The organism is Hungatella sp. SL.1.14, assembly GCF_024460495.1.
GTDB classification, from domain to species: Bacteria; Bacillota; Clostridia; order Lachnospirales; family Lachnospiraceae; genus Hungatella; species Hungatella hathewayi.
In genome coordinates this window covers 1-382 of sequence record NZ_JANFYJ010000177.1, presented here as the reverse complement: position 1 = coordinate 382, position 382 = coordinate 1, and the positions used below count along the sequence as shown (strand labels likewise).

Sequence of the window (382 nt, the reverse complement as noted above, 5' to 3'; positions counted from 1 at the left end):
TTTCGAGTGGGAGGGCCTGATGTATAATGAGGGGTAATTGGTAAGCAGGCACCAGGGCTGATGTGGCAGGGCTGGTGAGTGAGCAGGATGGGAAAGGGAGATAAGAATGAAAGAAAATCAGAATATAAGACAGGAAATCGATGAGTGTGAGAAGTTATTGATCGGTCTGGGGGAAGAGTGGAGGGCGGAGCTTGTTCCGGATATTGATGAGGGGTATGGGAAGCTGGCGGAGTTGACGGAGGGAAAGGATTTTTTTCTGGTGACTACGGTGACGGACGCCAGGATTTTTGAGTCAGGGATCGAGGCGGCAAGGATTGTGGCGCCATGCGGAAATGAGACGTGGCGCCAGTGCTCACGCTCCTGTACGAAGGATATCTGTGAG

1 pseudogene is annotated in these 382 nt (G+C 52.1%); it reads left to right on the top strand.

Annotation, left to right across the window (positions count from 1 at the left end):
- Positions 1 to 106 precede the first annotated feature (106 nt).
- Positions 107 to 382: pseudogene (locus tag NE473_RS30560) on the top strand (hypothetical protein); the annotation flags it as partial.